The following is a 20009-nucleotide window of genomic DNA, read 5'->3' as shown; positions in this document are numbered from 1 at the left end:
CTTAAAGACCCGCATCAAAGGGGAACAGCATGGGCACCAGAAACAGAACTATCGCCGAGTAAAGCAGCGACAGCGGCAGCCCCAAGCGCACAAAATCAATAAAGCGGTAGTTACCGGCGTTGAACACCATCAGATTGGTTTGATAGCCATAGGGCGAAATAAAGCTGGCGCTGGCACCAAACACCACAGCCAGAATAAAAGGCCGACTGTCGACCCCGAAGCTGGTCGCAATCGCATAGGCCACGGGAAAAGCCAAGGCCGCCGCCGCGTTATTGGTGATGAGTTCGGTCAACAGCAAGGTCAGCAAATAAACCCCGACAAAGGCGCCAAAGACCCCAAAACCGGAAAAGGCGCCGAGCAGAGTATCAGCCATCCCTTTGGCCAAGCCGGTATCCAACATCAGCTTAGCCAGACTCAGGGCACTGCCGACAATCAACACCAGCTCCAGCGGGAACCGCCGTTTGAGCTCGCCCAGGGTCACGGCACCTATCGCCAGATAACTGAGCAGCAAGAGCACCAGCCCCTTGGCCAGCGGCAGCCAGCCCAGCAGACTGGCAGCTATGGTGAGCACAAAGCCCGCCAGCACCCACTGACTGCGGCGACTGTCCAGCCTGACACTCAGGTCCAGGCCGCTGACGGCGGCAAAGTCGGTACTGAGACGCGGATTACGGCTAAAGCCATCGCCCGGGGTCAACAGCAACACATCTCCGGCCTGCAGCACTATGTCGCCCAAGCCGCCCTTGAGTGGATGATGGCCACGGCGAATCGCCATTACGGCGGCATCAAACTGCTCCCGAAATCGCGAGGCCTTGAGTGACGATTCCACCAAAGCCGAAGACGGCGCCAGCACGGCTTCCACCAGATTCTGGCCCCTGGCCTGCTGCTTGCCGAACCACTCCAAACCATCGAATTGATGCAGCAACTCCACCGACTCCACCGCGCCGCTGAAGCGCAGCACATCCCCCGCGGCCAGCACGAGTTGCGGCGGCACAGGGCAGATGCGAATGCCGCTGCGCTCCAGCTCCGCCAGATAGAGCTTTTTCAGGGCCCTGAGTCTGTTGTCCTGCACGCTGCGGCCCACCAGGGTTGAGCCGGGCAACACCTTGGCTTCCAACAGATAGGGCAGACTTTCATCTCCATGTTGCTCATCGCCATCGGGCAACAGGTGTGACAGCAATACCAAAAGCGCAATACCGGCCACCACCACGGCCAGACCAATCAAGGAAAACTCAAAAAAGCCCAGGGGTTTCAGCCCGGCATTTTCAACAAAGGAGTTCACTATCAGGTTGGTCGAGGTGCCAATCAGGGTCAGGGTGCCGCCCAAAATCGCCGCGTAGGATAAGGGCAGCAATAACTTGGCCGGTGCGTGTTGCTGATTGCGACGCACCACGCCAATCAACGAGGCCACCACTGCGGTATTGTTGGTAAAAGATGACAGCAGCGCGGTGGAAAACCCCAGCTTGGCCATGGTCAGCCCCAAGGAGCCTGAGCCTATGACCTGGCTTAACCTGCCAAGCAATGGCGTCTTCTCCAGTGCCGTGGTTGCCAGCACCAGAAGCACCAGAGTCACCAGACTGGCGTTGGTAAAACTGCCCAGCAGCGACTCCAGTTCCAGCATACCCAAGAGGTAACTGAGCAGCGCCGCTATGGTAAACAGCATGGCCGGTGATGCCAGACCACTGACAAGTCCGGCCACCAGCGCGAGCAGTATTAACCCCAGGATCCAGGTTTCAGACAATTCAGTCTCCCTGAGCGCGGATATCCAGCGCCTGCCAATGGGGGAAATGCTTGCAGATCAAGGCATTGAGTTCCAATTCAAACTCACTGAAATGGGTCGTTTTTTCAGTTTCCCCAAGCGCCTGCTGCACCATACCGGCACCGACTGTGACATTGCTGATACGATCGATAAAGATAAAACCGCCGGTATCGCGATTGTCACTATAGGCATCGAACACCAGGGCCTCACTCAGCTCAAGTTCAACCAGGGCTATGGTGTTGAGGCTCAGCTCGGCAACACTATCCTGTGCCAGGGTATTCACATCTATGCTGTGCAATATGCGGCTGACACTGGCGGGCACCTTTTTGGTTCCCAGCTTGATGTTGTACTGCTTGCCGGGTGTCAGCGGCTGCTCGTGCATCCACACCACCTTGGCCAGCAGCCGGTTGGAAACGCCCACAGGGCTCGCCGCCGGTACTATCACATCGCCGCGGCTGATATCTATCTCATCATTCAGGGTCAGGGTCAGTGCCTGGCCGGCATAACCCTGCTGCCGCTCACCATCAAAGGTGACAATCGAGGCGATAGTCGACTCTTTTCCCGAAGGCAGCACCTTGACCCTCTGGCCAACTTGCAGACTGCCGGAAGCCAAAGTACCGGCAAAACCGCGGAAATCCAGGTTGGGACGGCTGACATACTGCACCGGGAAGCGGGCATCGAAGGCGTGATTAAAGCCGGTCACAGGCGCACTCTCCAGCATGGCAAGCAGGGTTTCACCCTGATACCAAGGGGTGCGCGCCGAGCGGTTCACCAGGTTGTCGCCATCGAGTGCCGACAGCGGTACAAAGCGGAGCTCTTCCAACTGTAACTGGCCGGCAAACGCCAGATAGTCGGCCTTGATCGCCTCGAAACGCTCCTCACTGAAATCCAGCAGATCCATCTTGTTGACGGCCACGATGAACTGCTTGATCCCCAAAAGAGAGCAGATAAAGCTGTGTCTGCGGGTCTGGGTCTGCACCCCGTAGCGACCGTCGATCAGGATAATCGCCAGATCGCAGTTGGAAGCGCCGGTCGCCATATTGCGGGTGTACTGCTCATGCCCGGGAGTGTCGGCAATGATGAATTTGCGCTTCTCGGTAGAGAAATAACGATAAGCCACATCTATGGTGATCCCCTGCTCGCGCTCGGCCTGCAGGCCATCCACCAGCAAGGCCAGATCCACGGCTTCGCCCGTGGTGCCATGGTTCTTGGAATCCTTGTGCAGTGCCGCCAGTTGATCTTCATAGATCTGGGCGCTGTCGTGCAGCAAACGGCCTATCAGGGTTGACTTGCCGTCATCCACGGAACCACAGGTCAGAAACTTCAAAAGCGATTTATGCTGCTGATTTTCAAGATATTGCTCTATACCCAGCTCATTGACTTGTTGTGCAACCGACATTAGAAATACCCCTCACGCTTTTTCTTTTCCATCGACCCGGACGAATCCCTGTCGATGACCCGTCCCTGACGCTCACTGGAGCGGGACAGCAACATCTCTTCGATAATCTCTGCCAGTGTCGCGGCACTGGACTCTATGGCGCCGGTCAGGGGATAACACCCCAAAGTGCGAAAACGCACCCGGCGATACTCGGGCACTTCGCCTTCATTGAGCGGCATCCGCTCGTCATCGACCATGATCAGGCTGCCATCGCGCTCCACCACAGGGCGCTGCTCGGCAAAATAGAGCGGCACTATGTCGATGTTTTCCTGATAGATGTATTGCCAGATATCCAACTCGGTCCAGTTGGAAAGCGGGAAGACCCTGATGCTCTCCCCCTTGCTGACCTGGCCGTTATAGGTGTGCCACAGCTCGGGGCGCTGATTTTTGGGATCCCAGCGGTGATGGCGATCGCGAAAGGAATAGACACGTTCCTTGGCGCGGGACTTCTCCTCGTCGCGGCGGGCGCCGCCAAAAGCGGCATCGAAACCGTATTTATCCAGGGCCTGTTTCAGGCCTTCGGTCTTCATCACGTCTGTGTGCTTGGCCGAGCCGAAGGTAAAGGGATTCATGCCCATCGCCAGGCCTTGCGGGTTCTTGTGCACCAGAAGCTCGAAGCCGTACTGCTTGGCCGCCTGATCGCGAAAACGTATCATCTCGCGAAACTTCCAGTCGGTATCCACATGCAGTAAGGGGAAAGGGATCTTGCCCGGATAAAAAGCCTTGCGCGCCAGATGCAACAGCACGGAAGAATCCTTGCCGATGGAATACAACATCACCGGGTTGTCAAATTCGGCGGCAACTTCGCGAAAGATCTGGATGCTCTCGGCTTCCAACTGTTCAAGGTGACTCAACACTGGCCCTGACATCTTATTTCTCCAATTGATTCAAAGTGCTGTAACAGCATCATGTTGTAGTTGCAGGCCATTGTTCGCCGCCTCGGGTTCAAACCAGCTGAGGCTGTCCGCCAGAGCGACGACTTCGCCTATGATCATCAGCGCCGGCATCACTACCCGCGAGTCCTGAGCCAGGGTTTGCAACTGCTCCAGAGTGCCGATAACACGCTGCTGCTGCCTGGTCGTGGCCTTGGAAACTATGGCCACCGGCGTCTGTGGGCTACGACCATGGGCAATCAGTTGTTGCTGAATAAGCCCGGCATTGAGGATCCCCATGTACACCACCAGGGTGTTGGCCGGGTTGGCGTAGCCTTGCCAATCCATGGGGCGGTTTTGCAGCTGGCAATGACCGGTAATAAAGCTGACCCCCTGGGCAAAATCCCTGTGGGTCAAGGGAATCCCCGCATAGGCGGCGGTACCGCTGGCGGCCGTGATGCCCGGCACCACTTCGAAGGCGACGCCGGCCTGCGCCAGAGTCTGCAACTCCTCGCCGCCGCGACCGAAGATAAAGGGATCGCCCCCCTTGAGTCTGACCACGGTTTGGCGGGTGAAGGCCTTGGTCAGCAACAAACGATTGATTTCACTCTGGGAAGCACTGTGCTCACCGGCCCGTTTGCCCACGGCAATGCGCTCGGCACCTTCGGGGATCAGCGCCAGGATCTCGGGACTGACCAAGGCATCGAACAGCACCACATCGGCGCACTTAAGCAGGTGCCACGCCTTGACGGTCAATAGCTCAGGATCGCCGGGACCGGCTCCAAGCAGATAAACTTTGCCTTTGGCCCGCTTACCGGGCAGTGTCAGTAATTCCATGCGCTATTCCCCATCTTGCTGATGCAAGCAATATAGCGGCTATACATATTCCACTATAAATAGAGAATCATTAGTTGTTATTACTTTTGGGTATATACGAGGAAATCGCGATAACGGAAAAGATATCTGGGACAGATAAATCTGTTAATAAAAAACATTTCTTTTTACTTTCAATGAATTACGAAAATAGAGTCGAACCGGATTGATGAAATTTTTTATTGTTTACTGCCGCATTTGGCACTAACTTATGGCAAAAAATTCTAGTTTAAGCTCAGTGACTACGACTCGGGATGGGAATGTGCAGGCTAAAGCCAGGATGTTACACTCTCAAGCCGAAACAATAGCCGGGCACCCATCAAGCCTCAGAGACAACAGGGAAGAATATGTATACCAAAATCCGTTCCAGCCTCAGCGGCCTGACCTTGGCCCTGGTCATATTACCGTCCAGCCAACTCTCTGCCGCCGAAGCCAATGGCCCTTCGCTGGTCGATCAAAGGGTGCAAGAGGAGCTGGAAACCTCAGAGCGACCCTTTGTAATCACCCCGCACAAGGTCAATTACATACTACCGGTCACCTATAATCCTTCGCCCAATATGGCCCCTTTTGAATCGAAAACGACTTCAGAAGATGAAACCTTGGATAAATATGAAGCCAAATTTCAAATAAGCTTCAAATTCCCGCTGATGTACAACGTGTTTGGCGACAATGGTCACCTGTTTTTCGCCTATACCAATCAATCCTGGTGGCAGGTGTACAACAAGGATATCTCCTCGCCGTTTCGGGAAACCAACCACGAGCCCGAACTCTTTATGTTGTTCAACAACGACTGGAAAATAGCCGGTTTCACCAACTCCTTCTGGGGCTTTGGTGCGGTGCATCAGTCCAATGGCAAGTCGGGCGACCTGTCCCGCAGTTGGAACCGTATTTATGGCACCATGGTGTTCGACAAAGGCCCAATCGCCCTGGCGGCCAAGGTGTGGTGGCGGATCCCGGAAAGCGAGAAAGAGTATGAGGGAGATCCCCGCGGCGACGATAACCCGGATATCACAGATTACCTTGGCCACTTCGAGCTGACCGGCGTCTATGGCATAGACGACCACAGATTCAGCCTGATGTTGCGTAACAATCTTCAAAGTTCCAACCGCGGCGCGGTGGAGTTTACCTGGAGTTACCCCATACTCGGTAACCTGCGCCTATATGCACAATACTTCAATGGCTACGGCGAAAGCCTTATCGACTATAACGATCACAATCAGCGTATAGGTATAGGGGTCGCCATCAACGATATCCTGTAAGCTATCAAGGGCGAGCTTAATGATTGCCTCTGTGCCATTTATAGGCCCAGAGGCTGATATCAGGGAGAGATATGAAGCCGGGATTCCGTGAAATAGTTAGCTGCTTTATCCTGCTGTTGCTGATCTCCTGTCTGCAGTTGGGACGATTCCTGCTGCCTGAGCCTGCGAAAAAAGAGCTGCTTAGCCAAAGGCAGATGCAGGCCGACCTGACTGTGCTGCTCAAACAATTGCAGCAGCACTCGGCCTTTATGGTGCTGGATCCGGACATTGAATCCCGGCTCGAGAAACGGCTGCAACGGCTGAAACAGGAATACCGAGACAGCATAGCTATCAATCGTTTCACCGCCGAAGTCAATAAACTGCTGGGAGAGCTAAAAGACCCCGGAGTCAGGGTCAAGCAAGCTGCGCTGCCTTCCGGCGTCTTGCCCCTCAGGCTCAAGCCCATGGAAGACAAATGGCTGGCGCTCAATGACAAGGACGAGCCCCTTCAAAGTGATACACCTTTTATCAGCCATATCGATGGCCTGCCCATCAGCCATTGGCAGAAGATTGCCAATCACTTTTTGCCGCCGGAGCAGCGAAATAACGTACCTATGCAGATACCTTGGCTGCAACAGCTGGATCTGCTGCGGCGGGAGATGGGGCTTAGAGTCAAAGATGAGGTACTACTGACGCTCTATGGGGCCGATCTCCAGCCACAAAATATAGAGATAAAAGTACCGCTGCAATTTCTCAGTGCTCCTCTGTCTATTCTGGCCAGTTGGCAACAATTGGCGCCTGACACAGCCCTGTTTACCTTGACGGATCTCAACGCCATAGAGACAGACCCTCAGCTGCAACAAGATCTGCTGCGCGCGATGAGTAATCACACCCTGGTGCTGGATCTGCGCCACGCCAACGGATTCAGCGACAGCCTGCTGCAGTTTCTCGGCAACTATCAAGATGGACTCAGCAGCCAACCACTGGGCTATAGCCGCTACCGCCGCTCACCGCAGCTACGGCGCGACTTTCTGCAGCCACTGCACTTTGAACCGCTCACTCAATTCGCACCGTTTCCGCCGGTACAGGCCGCACTGGACAATCAGCCACAGCCCAACCTGAGTCACTGGTATGCCCGACCGATCCCAAAACTGACTGCAGCGCCCGTGCCTGAGTCGGGGCGCCTGGTCCTGCTTATCGGCCCGGACTGTCGTCAGGAGTGTGAATGGATTGCCTATGCCGCCAAACGCTGGCGCAGGGCGCTATTGGTGGGCGAACCGACCCGCGGCGATCTGGGGCGTTTACATCATTTCACCCTGCCGGCCAGCGGCCTTAAACTGAGTATCAGCGCCTCACTTGGCTATGACGGTTATGGTCAGTTGCTTTCCGGGGTCGGCACAGAGCCGGATCTGCAACTGCCTACAGATGAACCCTTGCAATGGCAGGGATTACTGTCACTCATCTCCCCGGAGCAGCGTTTGCGAAAGTCTAAGGATGCTCAATCAGAACTCATGGAACCCAAGACTCAATTAAGCTCGACTACGCCCAGCTCAACTGCTCGGTAGCACCTCTCTGACGTCTTATTTTCAATAGTTGACTCATTCAAAAAGTCACTTGATGAAAACCTTAGTTAGTAGAGACACAGATGAAGTTGAAGTTTGGAACAAACAATTCCCGGATAGCCCCATGAAAGGGTAAGTGGGCTATCCGGGACACGGAGAGTGCTTTGAAGCTGCGCCAGCAAGCCAATCAAAGCTCGGGGTCACTCGCGACCGACTGCTGAAAAAACCTGGGCAACCGATGCCATAAAGGCGAGCCGTCTTGATGTGTATTGCCGACTGCACTGCCTGCCGCTAAGCCGATGTTTCATAAAAACACCCGATACAGAATGACATATCACACTTCCCCCAGCGGGAACTATGGATTATAAACCAGAAAACCGCCCTGTGCATAACCCTGTGAACAAATATGTACTAAAGTATAACCCTCAACGGTTAGAAGACCGTAACAATAGGAATCCTCAAGGTTAACTTTCCAAGATGACCACAAGATGACAAGCCGGACAACTTGTCCACAGACAGAAAAAGGCCGCTGATGACAGCGGCCCCAAAATCAGATCTCATAGTGCAATCCGCACTCGCGTTTTAACCCGTTGAAACGTGTCTCTTCTTCCGTCATCCCCAGCTCCAGGGGCTTGCTCGAATGGCTATCACCCACAGAGACATAACCCTGCTCCCAGAGGGGATGATAGGGCAAGTCATAGCACTTGAGATACTCATGCACCTGTTTGTTGCTCCACTCGATAATCGGCAGCATCTTGTAGCGCTTGCCGTGGATAGCCAAAATCGGCAACGCCTCCCGGGTCGATGCCTGGGAACGGCGCAAACCGGCAAACCAGGTGCCGACATCCAGCTCAGCCAGTGCCCGCTGCATCGGCTCTACCTTATTGATGCGGTTGTATTGCTCCAGCCCTTCAAGCCCCTGCTGCCACAGCTTACCGAATCTGGCCTCCTGCCAGGCGGCGCTCGTCTCGGCCCGATAGACTTTGAGATTGAGTCCGAGCCGCTCTGTCAGTTGATCGATAAAGCGGTAGGTCTCGGGAAACAGGTAGCCGGTGTCGGTCAAAATCACTTGTGTGCCTTGCTGCACCGAGTTCACCAGATGCAGCATCACTGCCGCCTGAATACCAAAGCTGGACGACAGGGCATGACTTCCGGGCAGATAGGCCAGGGCCCATTGGATCCGCTCCTCAGCGCTCAATCCGCCAAGATAGCCATTGATGGCAGCGAGGGCACTTTGCTGCTCAGAGGTCGGCGCATCCAGCAAGGCCAGCAGCGCCTCGGCGCTGTGCAATAAACTTGTGGTATCAGCCATGAAAGTCCCTCGCGGCGTCCAATACAGGTTTTACTATTCCGGCGCGCACCGTGAAATCACCGAAGCTCTCGCCGATTTCGCGCTCGGCGGCATAGCGACCAAACAGGGCATCGAGCTCGCTGAGGATCTCGACTTCCTGAATATTTTCACGGTACATCTTGTTCAATCGGGTGCCTTCGAAGCTGGCGCCCAGATACATGTTGTAGCGCCCGGGGGCCTTGCCCACAAAACCGATCTCGGCGGCAAAGGGGCGGGCACAACCGTTGGGACAGCCCGTCATACGCACGACTATCGCCTGCTCACCTATGGCGTGCTTGGCCTGCAGCGCATCCACATGGTCGATAAACTCGGGGAAATAACGCTCGGCTTCGGCCATGGCCAGGGCGCAGGTCGGCAGCGCCACACAAGCGATAGAATGGCCACGGGTTGCGGTGATCACCTGCCCCATCAGGCCATGCTTACGCGCCAGTGCTTCGATTTCTGCCTTATCCTCATCCGCCACTTTGGCGATGATGATGTTCTGGTTGGAAGTCATCCGAAAATCGCCCTTATGTATCTTGGCGATTTCCCGAAGCCCGGTCTGCAACAACTTACCCTGGGTATCTTTCACCCGGCCACCTTCGATAAACAGGGTCAGGTGCCAGTGGTTGTCTATGCCTTTAACCCAGCCGTATCTGTCACCGCGATCGCCAATGACCACATCACGCTTGGGGGCGAACTTAACCCCGGCGCGCTTCTCAACCTCGGCCTTAAAGGCCTCAAAGCCGTGATCCACTATGGTGTATTTGAGACGGGAGCGTTTACGATTGCTGCGGTTACCCCAATCGCGCTGCACTGTCATCACGGCCTCGGCAAACTTAATGGTGTCTTCGGCCTTGATAAAACCAAAGTCATCGGCCAGCCGCGGGAAGGTTTCCACTTCGCCATGGGTCGAGCCCATACCGCCACCGGCCACCAGATTGAAGCCCACCAGCTCGCCCTCTTGCGCCACGGCAATAAAACCCAGGTCATTGGTGTAAACATCCACATCGTTGTCCGGTGGCACAGCTACCGCCATCTTGAACTTACGCGGCAGGTAGGTCTTGCCGTATACAGGCTCGACCGCAGCCGACTGCTCATCTTCTGTGCTGAGCAGCTTCTCCTCGTCGAGCCAAATTTCGGCATAGGCACGGGTGTGCGGCAGCAGATGATCCGACAATTTCTTGGCCCAGAAATAAGCCTGCTGATGCAGCTTGGACTCTACCGGGTTGGGGTTACACATGACGTTGCGGTTCACATCACCACAGGCGGCAATCGAGTCCAGCGCTTCCCTGTCCAGCCCCTGAATAATGGTTTTCAGGTTGCGCTTGGGGATGCCGTGGTACTGGAATGTCTGCCGGGTCGTCAAACGTATGCTGTTGGAGCTGGTCAGCTCCGAGGCTATCTTGTCCACACCCAGCCACTGCTCTGGAGTACAGACACCACCCGGCACCCGGGCACGCAGCATAAAGCTGTACAGCGGCTCGAGCTTTTGCTCCTTACGTTCATTGCGCAGATCCCTGTCGTCCTGCTGATAGAAACCGTGAAACTTGATCAGTTGCTGATCGTCGTCGCTGAAGGCGCCTGTCACTTCCGTGCCCAGACCCTCGCGTATGGTGCCGCGCAGATAGTCACTGTCGGTCTTGATATGCTCGTTGGCGGATAATTTCTGCTCACTCATGGCCTTATCTCTTTATTCCTAGGTTCTTCAGCTCAGTAGACATCTTTCTGGTAACGCTTGGCGCTGCGCAGTTGATCGAGAAACACTTCGGCGGCCTCGCTCGTCAAACCGCCTTGCTCCATGGCCACTTCAAGCAGTGCCTGGTGCACATCTTTGGCCATTCGCTCGGCATCGCCGCACAGGTAGATATGAGCCCCGCGCTCAAGCCACTGCCACAGCTCTTTGGCCTGTTGTTTAATCTTGTGCTGAACATAGACTTTCTCTGCTTGATCCCGGGAGAAGGCCAGCGAGATCCGGCTCAGGGCGCCACTCTTGAGGTACTGTTGCCACTCGGTCTGATAGAGAAAATCCTGCTCGAAATGGGGATTACCGAAGAACAGCCAGCTGTCGCCGGTCACGCCCTCGGCCACTCTTTGCTGCATGAAGGCCCGAAATGGCGCGACACCGGTTCCCGGCCCTATCATGATCACAGGCGTCTGTGGGTCTTCGGGCAGGCGGAAGTGCTTGTTGGGTTCCACATACACCCGCACCTGAGCGCCCTCCTCGGCCCGGGCCAGGAAGTGAGAGGCGGCGCCGAAACGGCGTTGACCGTCACGTTCCTCTTCCACCAGCGCCACTGTGAGATGCACTTCAGACTCCACTTCACTCTGACTCGAAGCGATGGAGTAAAGCCTTGGGGTAATAGGGCGCAGCTTGTCCAACAGAGTCTGGGCAGAATCCAGCTTGGCACCATTGAGAGGGTATCGTTTCACCAGGTCTACCAGTTGGTGGCTGAGAATAAACTGCCGGGTCTGCTCCTTGTCTTGACTGATAGTGAGCAGCTCGTCGCTCTGTACGGTTTCGGCCCAAAACTGCACCAGACCGGGGTAGAGTTGGGTCAGCTCTTTGTGCTCAATCAGGGCATCACGCAACGCCAAAGACTCGGTGCCAAGCTGAACCCGGGTATCCGGCTCCAGCGCCAACGCCTCGAGAATTTCGGCCACCAGAGCCTCATCGTTATGGAAATAGACTCCCAGCGCATCACCCGCCTGATAGCTGATGGACGACTCGCCCAAATCGATTTCCAGATGACGGATATCCTTGAGTGAATCCCGGCCCGTTAGTTTCTGGCTGACTATCACTTCGGCGCTGTAGGGGTTTTGCTTGTCATATTCCTGGCCGATATTGCCATTGATACCTGCATTGATGGACACCACATTGGTCGCTGCGCCATCGGCCGCCTGCAGCAGAGGCTTAACCTGCTCAAGCAGCTCGGTTTGCCAGCTGTCACTCTGTAACTGATAGTCCACATCACAGTCCACTCTGGGCAGTAAAGGCTTGGCCCCGAGGGCACTCAGGCGGGCATCGAAGTCTTTACCTGTCTGACAGAAAAACTCATAGGAGGAATCCCCCAGCGAGAGAACCGCATACTGAAGCTTATCCAGCTTGGGGGCGCGTTTGGAGCCGAGAAACTTGTGCAGCTCAATGGCATCATCGGGAGCTTCACCTTCACCATGGGTACTCACCACGGCCACCAGCAGGGTTTCCTGCTTGAGATTACGGACATTGTATTCGCCCATAGATGCCAGGTTAACGCCATAGCCCAGACTCTGGGCCTTGGTGGCCAACGCCTTGGCGATACCCCGGCCATTGCCCGTCTGACTGCCATAGAGTATGGTCAGAGTTTGCCCGCTCTGGTTTTGGGGGGAAGCGCCCTCCTGCCCCTGAGCGCTGGCGGCCAGATAACCACTGACCCATGCCAGCTGCAGCGGGCTGAGCTCGGCGGTGAGTTGTTTAAGCTTATCCACTTGTGGTGCTGAGAGTGGCGAAGCCAGTGAAGAGAGTTGTTTCAGTAACATTGAGACGGCCCGGTGACAGAGTAATGTCAGCAGCTTAGCCCCACTATCGAAAAGCAAAAAAGAATAATATTTAATTTTTTATATCAATAAGGAATATGCATGGTATAAAAATTAAGCTACAAAAGTGTGGCCTGGCGCAAAGAATTTGCTCTGACCAGTGGAGAAACACACCACATGAAGAATATGAGCTTGTTTCCATTGAAAGACTTGCGACAATGCCAAAAGCACGCTAGGTGCCATGAAAGGAATATCTGTACCCCACACCCAGGATTTCATTCATGAGCGGGCTTGGTTCCTGAAAACATTTCAGGAAGTCCCCAATGGAAAGGGAAAGACCAGTCCCCCGAGTCCAGGTCAACAGACTTGCATTCTTTCACTCTGCCAGCGGAGTTTTGGCGGGGTGAATTTTGTTTATCAACCATCAGGGAATAGTCATGCAGATTGGAATACCGAGAGAGAGTCTCGCCGGTGAAACCCGGGTCGCTGCGACCCCGGCAACGGTAGAGCAACTTAAAAAACTCGGCTTTGAAGTGGCAGTGGAAGCAGGCGCGGGTGCGCTGTCCAGCTTCAGTGATGCCGCCTTCGAAGCCGCCGGTGCCAGTGTGGTACCGAATGTATGGCAGGCCGACTTGATCTTTAAGGTCAACGCGCCAACAGAAGATGAAATCAGCCAAATCAAAGATGGAGCCACCCTGGTAAGTTTTATCTGGCCGGCCCAAAATCCTGAATTGGTGGAAAAGTTGTCACAGCGCAACATCAATGTGATGGCGATGGACATGGTGCCGCGGATCTCCCGTGCCCAGTCCCTCGACGCCCTCTCATCCATGGCCAATATCGGCGGTTATCGCGCCGTGGTGGAAGCTGCCCATGAGTTTGGCCGTTTCTTTACCGGCCAAATTACTGCCGCGGGTAAAGTCCCACCGGCCAAGGTGCTGGTGATAGGTGCCGGGGTTGCCGGTCTTGCCGCCATTGGTGCCGCCGGTTCATTGGGCGCCATAGTGCGCGCCTTCGATACCCGTCTGGAAGTGGCCGAACAGATCGAATCCATGGGCGGTGAATTCCTCAAATTGGACTTCGGCGGGGAAGACGGCTCTTCCAGCGATGGCTATGCCAAAGTGATGTCTGATGAATTCATCAAGGCTGAAATGGCGCTGTTCGCCGAGCAAGCCAAGGAAGTGGATATCATCATCACCACAGCACTGATTCCAGGCAAACCTGCGCCCAAGCTCATCACCAAAGAGATGGTCGACTCCATGAAGCCGGGCTCAGTAATAGTGGACCTGGCGGCCGCTACCGGTGGCAACTGCGAATACACCCAAAGCGGCGAACTCTTTGTGACCGACAATGGCGTTAAAGTCATAGGTTACACAGATCTGCCAGGGCGTTTGCCGGCACAGTCATCCCAGCTTTACGGCACCAACCTGGTGAACCTGATGAAGCTGATGTGCAAGGAGAAAGACGGCAACGCCAGCATAGACTTCGAAGACGTGGTGATGCGCAACATGACGGTCGTCAAGGCAGGTGAAGTCACCTTCCCGCCGCCACAGATCTCAGTGACCGCAGCGCCCAAAAAACCGGCTGCCAAAGTCGAGCCGAAAAAGGCTGAAGAGAAAGCGCCATCCAAGCTCAAGTATATTTTGGGTGCTCTGGGTGTGGCCGCGTTCGGCGCCGTGGCCTCGGTGGCTCCGGCTGAGTTCCTGTCGCACTTTACTGTATTCGTGCTCGCCTGTGTGGTGGGTTACTACGTGGTTTGGAACGTGACTCATGCGCTGCATACGCCATTGATGTCAGTCACCAACGCTATTTCCGGCATTATTGTGGTAGGTGCACTGCTGCAGGTTGGCCAGGGCTCGGCCCTGATGACCGCACTGGCATTTATCGCCGTGCTGATTGCCAGTATCAACATCTTTGGTGGCTTTACCGTCACCCAGCGCATGCTGAAGATGTTCCGTAAGGATTAAGGGGGTATATCGTGTCTCAAGGACTGGTAACAGCAGCCTATATCATAGCGGCCCTGTTCTTCATCTTAAGCCTCGCCGGCTTATCGAAGCAGGAGTCTGCAAAAAATGGAAACCTGTTTGGGGTTATAGGGATGTCGATCGCTTTGATCGCTACCATACTGAATCCCGAAACCAATGGGGTTCACTGGATCATTCTCGCCATGGTGATAGGCGGTGCCATAGGTATTCGTCTGGCGCTCAAGGTTGAGATGACAGAGATGCCTGAGCTGGTCGCCATTCTCCACAGCTTTGTGGGTATGGCCGCCGTATTGGTAGGTTTCAACTCTTTCCTCGGCCTGCACCCACAGGCGATGAACGAAGTGATAGTCACTGTCGGTAATGACCTTAATGCCACTCTGGAAGCCGCCAGGGCAGCCATAGAGCAAGCCGCCGCCTCGGCAGCGCATGAGCCCATGACTGGCGCCATGCTCAACATCCACCTGGTGGAAGTCTTCTTGGGGATCTTCATCGGTGCCGTGACCTTCACCGGCTCTGTGGTGGCATTCGGCAAACTCAGAGGCATTATCTCCTCCAAGCCGATGATGTTGCCTCATCGCCACAAGCTCAACCTGCTGGCGGTAGTGGTATCCCTGCTGCTGATGATTTACTTCGTCAACGTAGGTGGCAGCATCTGGCCTCTGCTGATCATGACACTGATAGCCTTTGCCTTTGGCTGGCACCTGGTAGCCAGCATAGGCGGCGCCGACATGCCGGTTGTGGTATCCATGCTCAACTCCTACTCTGGCTGGGCGGCCGCAGCGGCGGGCTTTATGTTGTCCAACGACCTGCTGATCGTCACAGGTGCCCTGGTAGGTTCTTCCGGTGCCATCCTGTCTTACATCATGTGTAAGGCGATGAACCGTTCCTTTATCTCTGTAATTGCCGGCGGTTTCGGTACCGATGGCGCCGTTTCCAGCGGTGATGAAGAGATGGGCGAATACCGTGAAACCACGGCCGAAGAGGTAGCCGAGCTGCTGAAAAACTCCAGCTCAGTGATCATCACCCCCGGATACGGCATGGCGGTGGCCCAGGCACAGTATCCCGTGGCCGAGATCACCCAGAAACTGCGTAATCTGGGAGTGAAAGTGCGCTTCGGTATCCACCCGGTTGCCGGGCGTCTGCCGGGCCATATGAACGTGCTGTTGGCCGAGGCCAAAGTGCCTTATGACATAGTGCTGGAGATGGACGAGATCAATGATGATTTCGAAGACACAGATACAGTACTGGTGATAGGTGCCAACGATACGGTTAACCCGGCGGCCACTGAAGATCCTTCCAGCCCAATCGCCGGCATGCCGGTACTGGAAGTGTGGAAGGCCCGCAACGTCATCGGCTTCAAACGCTCGATGAACACAGGTTATGCCGGGGTGCAGAACCCACTGTTCTTCAAAGACAACACCCAAATGTTGTTCGGCGATGCCAAGGCCAGCGTAGAAGCGATTTTGAAATCACTCTAAGTAGCCTATCGCAGTAACAGCATGAGTAATAGAGGGAGCCTGATGGCTCCCTCTTCTTTTGCCTGCTCTTTACAGGTTTGAGCCCTCAGGCCGCTATCTCCTGCCCCCAAGCTGTCTTTAGGGAAGGTGCGAATAAGTCCTCGTGGCACAGAGGGGAGATTCACAAAGATAAACTCAGCTTTGGAGAATGGTATTAAAAGCAATCTGGCAATGCGGCATCACTATGCCGAAACAACTACCATGCCCACCTGCACCTCTTTATCTTTCTTGCCAAGCTCCGTCAGGGTTCGCTCAACGGCGTTTTCGGCGGCTTCTTGCGCCATGAGATAAGAAGTGCATACCTGCCACTAAGACCGGCTTTAGTGGTCTTTAGCCCACCGAATCTCCGCCCGTTCACTGTTCAATTTATGGACAATCAAATCATTGACCCTGCAAATTAGGTCTGTTAGATATACTCAGATTAAAAAATGCAAAGGAGATGTGAAATGAGTATACGGATCTTACTTGCAATTCTGTTATTGGGGTGTTGCTCTCAAAACGCGATTGCGAAACCAGAAAGCGATGTGCAAAAAAAAGTAGAAGCTCACGCTCAGTACTTTGGTTTTCAAAGTCCAGAGGCTTACTTGCACTTTTCAGCTGAATTAAATCAGCTGATGTCCGGGAAGAAAACCCTAGGAGAACCTCTTTTAAAAACGACTACTTACATCAACTCTTTGGGGGCTGGAACTACTTATTCTACACTTTCTGTTGAGCAAAAGAGTGAACTCTTTGCTTTGATAAAAGCACGTAGGCTAAACATGGCTCAAAGTCTTGGTATTCCAGAGTCTTCAATGGATAGACTTATCACTCAATATGCAACCTACTCTAGGCTGAATGCAAAGTTGCATAACATTGCTCTGGATAAGGTGTTTCAAACCACATCAGGTGAAGATGATGAAATTGAGCGGATAGAAGTCGAGGGACGTCTACTACAAAGTTGGGGAGGCTATGACTCACTCATGATGTACGTAGGAATCACCGAGATGGCAATGCAATCAGGTATTTCCCAATACACTCCTTTCGTTGTTCGTTTTACCTCAAGAGAGTCTGAACAAACTTTTATGTATAATAATTATTCTGGGTCATGGAGTATCTCAAATGAAACTCCGTGTATACAAGATAGTTGCCAAGGGTATCCTGTTCTAAATCCTTAACTAAAAGGATTGCAAAAAAGCCCCAGTAGAATTAATTACAGGGGCTTTTTTGTACTTAGAATTTCACCTGGAGGAACCAGTCAGAAGTTGTCTTAGTTACTCTAGTGCGAGCCTTCGCCTCTCCCTCCGCTGCAATAACTTTACCTTGCACTTGGTGACCTTCCCTGAGGGGAAATTCACAAGGATAAGCACTGCCTTGAGAATCGCATTAAACGTAATCTGGCAATGTGGTATCACTATGCCATTACTGTGAACAAAACGGTACGATTCACAGCCACTCTGGGATAGAACAACCGGTTGTTGGTCCATTTATCCCCCAAAAGTTGGTGTGGAAGCCCCCCCGATTAAAGCTCACGCACACTCAGTGCCCCAGCTTGGCCTGCTCAATAAGCAGGGCCGCTGGTATAGCCGCCCTGCTTAGTTTTAGCCGTTAACCACCGAGGATCCGTTTCCACCAAGGCAAAGGTTCACCGCAGTTGGGTGCCGGATGATAACTGTCGGCCAGCGCAGGAACCGCCACCACATTACGGCAATCGGCTTGTTTCGCCGCACCTGTATCCCGGTCGAAATAGCCCTGCACCACGCCGTTGACCGGCGGCAATCTCAGCCCCAGCGGCGGCCGCTCGGCGAGGAAACGTTGATAAACCGTCATGGCACCACTGCTGCCATAGAACTGGGTCTTGCCGTTGTCATCACGGCCAACCCAAACGGCGGCAACGTTACGCTCGTCAAATCCGGCAAACCAGGAATCGCGGCGGTCGTTGCTGGTGCCCGTCTTGCCCGCCAGCATCACTCCGGGGAAAGCCGCCCCAAGACGCGAAGCCGTGCCGGACTCCACCACCTTGGTCATGGCGTACTGAACCAGATAGTTGGCCGCAGGCGTTATCGCCTCATGGCGTGGCATACTGGCCACAGGCAGGGGCTGGTTGTCGCTGTCCAGCACGGCAGTCACCGCATTGAGCTTACGATAACGACCTCCGTCCGCCAGGGTCTGATATACCTGCGCCACCATCAAGGGGGAACCGTTCACGGCGCCGAGCAACATGGAAGGATAAGCCGATACAGCTTCATTCCAACCGGCCTCTTTTAGCGTCGCGGCTACGGCATCGACGCCAACCATCATGCCCAGATTCACGGTCGGCACGTTCATCGATTTCTTGAACGCCGTCAACAGCGGCACCTGGCCGCGGAACTTGCGATCCACATTCTGGGGCGACCAGGTCTTGCCCTGCTCATTCTTGAGGGTAATAGCCTCATCTTTGAGGGGGCTGGCGAGATTGAACTTACTGCCCTGTGCCAGCGCCGTGGCATAAACAAACGGCTTAACCAGTGAACCTATGGGACGGCGAATTTCCACCGCCCGGTTGAAACCCTCGTAGCCCGGCACCTTATCGCCCACCATGGCGGCAATCCCGGCGCTGTACTTGTCGGTCACCACCATGCCCACCTGCACCTCTTTATCTTTCTTGCCAAGCTCCTTCAGGGTTCGCTCAACGGCGTTTTCGGCAGCTTCCTGCGCCATGGGATCCAAAGTGGTATAGACCTTGACGCCGGACTGCTTCAGCAGCGCCGCACCATAGCGGTCCTTGAGTTCCTGTTTAACCACGGCAAAGAAGGCCGGCAGTTTCTGGTGCACCGGCTTGTCCGAGCGCCTTAATCCCAGCGGCGACTCCGCTGCCGCCTTGTATTGGTCGACAGAAATTTTGCTGCCTTCCATCAACAGCCTGAGCACCAGATCGCGCCGCTCCTGAGCCCTGTCAGGATAGCGCCAAGGGTTGTAGTAGGATGGCCCCTTGATAGCGGCGACCAGGAAGGCTTGCTGTGCCAGGGTCAGCTCTCCGACCGGGCGGCCAAAATAGAATTGCGATGCCAGCCCCATGCCATGCACGGCTCTGGATTTGTCCTGCCCCATGTAGACCTCATTGAGATAGGCCTCGAGAATTTCATCCTTGCTGTAACGAAAATCGATAATCAGCGCCATCAAGGCCTCCCTGGCCTTACGGATTAAGGAGCGCTCGCTGGAGAGGAAGAAGTTCTTCGCCAGCTGCTGGGTCAGGGTTGAGCCGCCCTGTACCGTGCGACCGGCACTGATATTGACCAGCAGGGCACGGGCGATGGCAAAGGGATTCACCCCGTGGTGCTCATAGAAGCTGCGGTCTTCCACCAAAATAAGCGCTTCGACTATGTGTTCGGGGATCTGTTCGGTTGGTACAAATAGCCTGTCCTCACCATCACCGGCGATGATCCTGTCCAGCAGCACAGGTTCGAGATGAAACACCGCCAGTTGACGTTTGTCGCTCATGCGCGCCACCGAAGTGACGCCGTTGGAGTCGAAACTTATCATCACCCGCTGCTCTGCCTGGCTTCCCTCAGGATGCAGGAAGGGGCGACGCCACAGCTCGATTCGGGTACTGGAGGCAGAAAACTCCCCCACCTGGCGCGGATTGGCCACCTTGCGATAGCCCAGCAGCTTAAGTTCGGCCATCAGCTGGGCGTGGCTCACCGCCGCCCCGGGATAGAGTGCCATTGAGCGACTGAACACCTGCGCCGGCAGGTGCCACTTCTGCCCTTCAAACTTACGGGCGATGATCTGATCCAGGTAGATACAATAGATGGTCAACGCCGCTACCAGAATAAGGGCCAGCTTCCAGGTTATCGACCATAACCTGCGCCACAACCCGGGGCTTTGCCGCGCCGGCTTGCTCTTGCTGCTGGTTTTTCTGGTACTTTTTTTCGTGGTACTTTTCTTGGTGGTCATGCTTATCCCAAAA

General features: G+C 54.7%; 13 protein-coding genes. 5 read left to right on the top strand and 8 right to left on the bottom strand.

What is annotated here, in order from left to right:
- Position 1 precedes the first annotated feature (1 nt).
- From ACMHXH_RS17985 to cobA, 4 genes are read right to left on the bottom strand one after another with little or no spacing between them, the layout of a single operon-like run.
- Positions 2-1738, bottom strand: coding sequence for an SLC13 family permease (locus ACMHXH_RS17985; protein WP_413738424.1), 1737 nt, complete (start codon positions 1736-1738; stop codon positions 2-4).
- 1 nt (position 1739) lies between these two features.
- The gene (gene cysN / locus ACMHXH_RS17980) at positions 1740-3155 is read right to left on the bottom strand and encodes a sulfate adenylyltransferase subunit CysN (RefSeq protein ID WP_335911858.1); all 1416 of its coding nucleotides are present in this window, start codon (positions 3153-3155) and stop codon (positions 1740-1742) included.
- On the bottom strand, positions 3155-4063 hold the full coding sequence (cysD, locus tag ACMHXH_RS17975; RefSeq protein WP_335911859.1) for a sulfate adenylyltransferase subunit CysD: 909 nt from the start codon (positions 4061-4063) through the stop codon (positions 3155-3157). The genes cysN and cysD overlap by 1 nt, the downstream gene beginning before the upstream one ends.
- An 18-nt stretch (positions 4064-4081) precedes the next feature.
- On the bottom strand, positions 4082-4903 hold the full coding sequence (cobA, locus tag ACMHXH_RS17970) for a uroporphyrinogen-III C-methyltransferase (protein ID WP_319618935.1): 822 nt from the start codon (positions 4901-4903) through the stop codon (positions 4082-4084).
- 383 nt (positions 4904-5286) lie between these two features.
- Between cobA and ACMHXH_RS17965 the strand changes: the two genes are divergently transcribed.
- Complete coding sequence (locus tag ACMHXH_RS17965; protein ID WP_186300054.1) at positions 5287-6198, top strand: phospholipase A; 912 nt, start codon at positions 5287-5289, stop codon at positions 6196-6198.
- A 71-nt stretch (positions 6199-6269) separates the two neighbouring features.
- A complete protein-coding gene (locus tag ACMHXH_RS17960; protein ID WP_335911862.1) occupies positions 6270-7742 on the top strand; it encodes a S41 family peptidase in 1473 nt (490 codons plus the stop codon).
- A 547-nt stretch (positions 7743-8289) separates the two neighbouring features.
- Here the strand turns inward: ACMHXH_RS17960 and ACMHXH_RS17955 are convergent.
- From ACMHXH_RS17955 to ACMHXH_RS17945, 3 genes are read right to left on the bottom strand one after another with little or no spacing between them, the layout of a single operon-like run.
- Positions 8290-9051: a phosphoadenylyl-sulfate reductase gene (locus ACMHXH_RS17955; RefSeq protein WP_039033112.1), complete on the bottom strand. Its 762-nt coding sequence runs from the start codon at positions 9049-9051 to the stop codon at positions 8290-8292.
- The gene (gene cysI, locus ACMHXH_RS17950) at positions 9044-10750 is read right to left on the bottom strand and encodes an assimilatory sulfite reductase (NADPH) hemoprotein subunit (protein WP_335911864.1); all 1707 of its coding nucleotides are present in this window, start codon (positions 10748-10750) and stop codon (positions 9044-9046) included. Before cysI ends, ACMHXH_RS17955 begins: the two co-directional genes overlap by 8 nt.
- A 32-nt stretch (positions 10751-10782) precedes the next feature.
- Positions 10783-12588 (bottom strand): assimilatory sulfite reductase (NADPH) flavoprotein subunit, encoded by a 1806-nt coding sequence (locus ACMHXH_RS17945; RefSeq protein ID WP_335911867.1) that lies wholly within the window; start codon positions 12586-12588, stop codon positions 10783-10785.
- Between the two features lie 434 nt (positions 12589-13022).
- Between ACMHXH_RS17945 and pntA the strand changes: the two genes are divergently transcribed.
- From pntA to ACMHXH_RS17930, 3 genes are all read left to right on the top strand, one after another.
- Positions 13023-14549: a Re/Si-specific NAD(P)(+) transhydrogenase subunit alpha gene (pntA, locus tag ACMHXH_RS17940; protein ID WP_039033109.1), complete on the top strand. Its 1527-nt coding sequence runs from the start codon at positions 13023-13025 to the stop codon at positions 14547-14549.
- A gap of 11 nt (positions 14550-14560) precedes the next feature.
- The gene (pntB, locus tag ACMHXH_RS17935) at positions 14561-16045 is read left to right on the top strand and encodes a Re/Si-specific NAD(P)(+) transhydrogenase subunit beta (protein WP_144361577.1); all 1485 of its coding nucleotides are present in this window, start codon (positions 14561-14563) and stop codon (positions 16043-16045) included.
- Positions 16046-16530: 485 nt separating this feature from the next.
- On the top strand, positions 16531-17238 hold the full coding sequence (locus ACMHXH_RS17930) for a hypothetical protein (RefSeq protein WP_144361578.1): 708 nt from the start codon (positions 16531-16533) through the stop codon (positions 17236-17238).
- A gap of 430 nt (positions 17239-17668) precedes the next feature.
- Here the strand turns inward: ACMHXH_RS17930 and mrcB are convergent, their stop codons facing one another.
- Positions 17669-19996 carry a penicillin-binding protein 1B gene (mrcB, locus tag ACMHXH_RS17925; protein ID WP_039033105.1) on the bottom strand — a complete coding sequence of 776 codons (2328 nt, stop codon included), beginning with the start codon at positions 19994-19996 and terminating at the stop codon, positions 17669-17671.
- Positions 19997-20009 lie beyond the last annotated feature (13 nt).

Source organism: Shewanella sp. BJSY2023SW001 (assembly GCF_047314685.1).
GTDB lineage: Bacteria > Pseudomonadota > Gammaproteobacteria > Enterobacterales > Shewanellaceae > Shewanella > Shewanella indica.
The sequence above is the reverse complement of the archived record's forward strand: the minus strand, read 5'-3'. Positions and strand labels throughout refer to the sequence as shown.

Coding starts and splice junctions, on each gene's coding strand:
- cobA (WP_319618935.1), bottom strand. CDS start 4,903: ATGGAATTACTGACACTGCCCGGTAAGCGGGCCAAAGGCAAAGTTTAT.
- ACMHXH_RS17960 (WP_335911862.1), top strand. CDS start 6,270: ATGAAGCCGGGATTCCGTGAAATAGTTAGCTGCTTTATCCTGCTGTTG.
- ACMHXH_RS17930 (WP_144361578.1), top strand. CDS start 16,531: ATGAGTATACGGATCTTACTTGCAATTCTGTTATTGGGGTGTTGCTCT.
- ACMHXH_RS17955 (WP_039033112.1), bottom strand. CDS start 9,051: ATGGCTGATACCACAAGTTTATTGCACAGCGCCGAGGCGCTGCTGGCC.
- ACMHXH_RS17965 (WP_186300054.1), top strand. CDS start 5,287: ATGTATACCAAAATCCGTTCCAGCCTCAGCGGCCTGACCTTGGCCCTG.
- cysN (WP_335911858.1), bottom strand. CDS start 3,155: ATGTCGGTTGCACAACAAGTCAATGAGCTGGGTATAGAGCAATATCTT.
- cysI (WP_335911864.1), bottom strand. CDS start 10,750: ATGAGTGAGCAGAAATTATCCGCCAACGAGCATATCAAGACCGACAGT.
- ACMHXH_RS17945 (WP_335911867.1), bottom strand. CDS start 12,588: ATGTTACTGAAACAACTCTCTTCACTGGCTTCGCCACTCTCAGCACCA.
- mrcB (WP_039033105.1), bottom strand. CDS start 19,996: ATGACCACCAAGAAAAGTACCACGAAAAAAAGTACCAGAAAAACCAGC.
- cysD (WP_335911859.1), bottom strand. CDS start 4,063: ATGTCAGGGCCAGTGTTGAGTCACCTTGAACAGTTGGAAGCCGAGAGC.
- pntA (WP_039033109.1), top strand. CDS start 13,023: ATGCAGATTGGAATACCGAGAGAGAGTCTCGCCGGTGAAACCCGGGTC.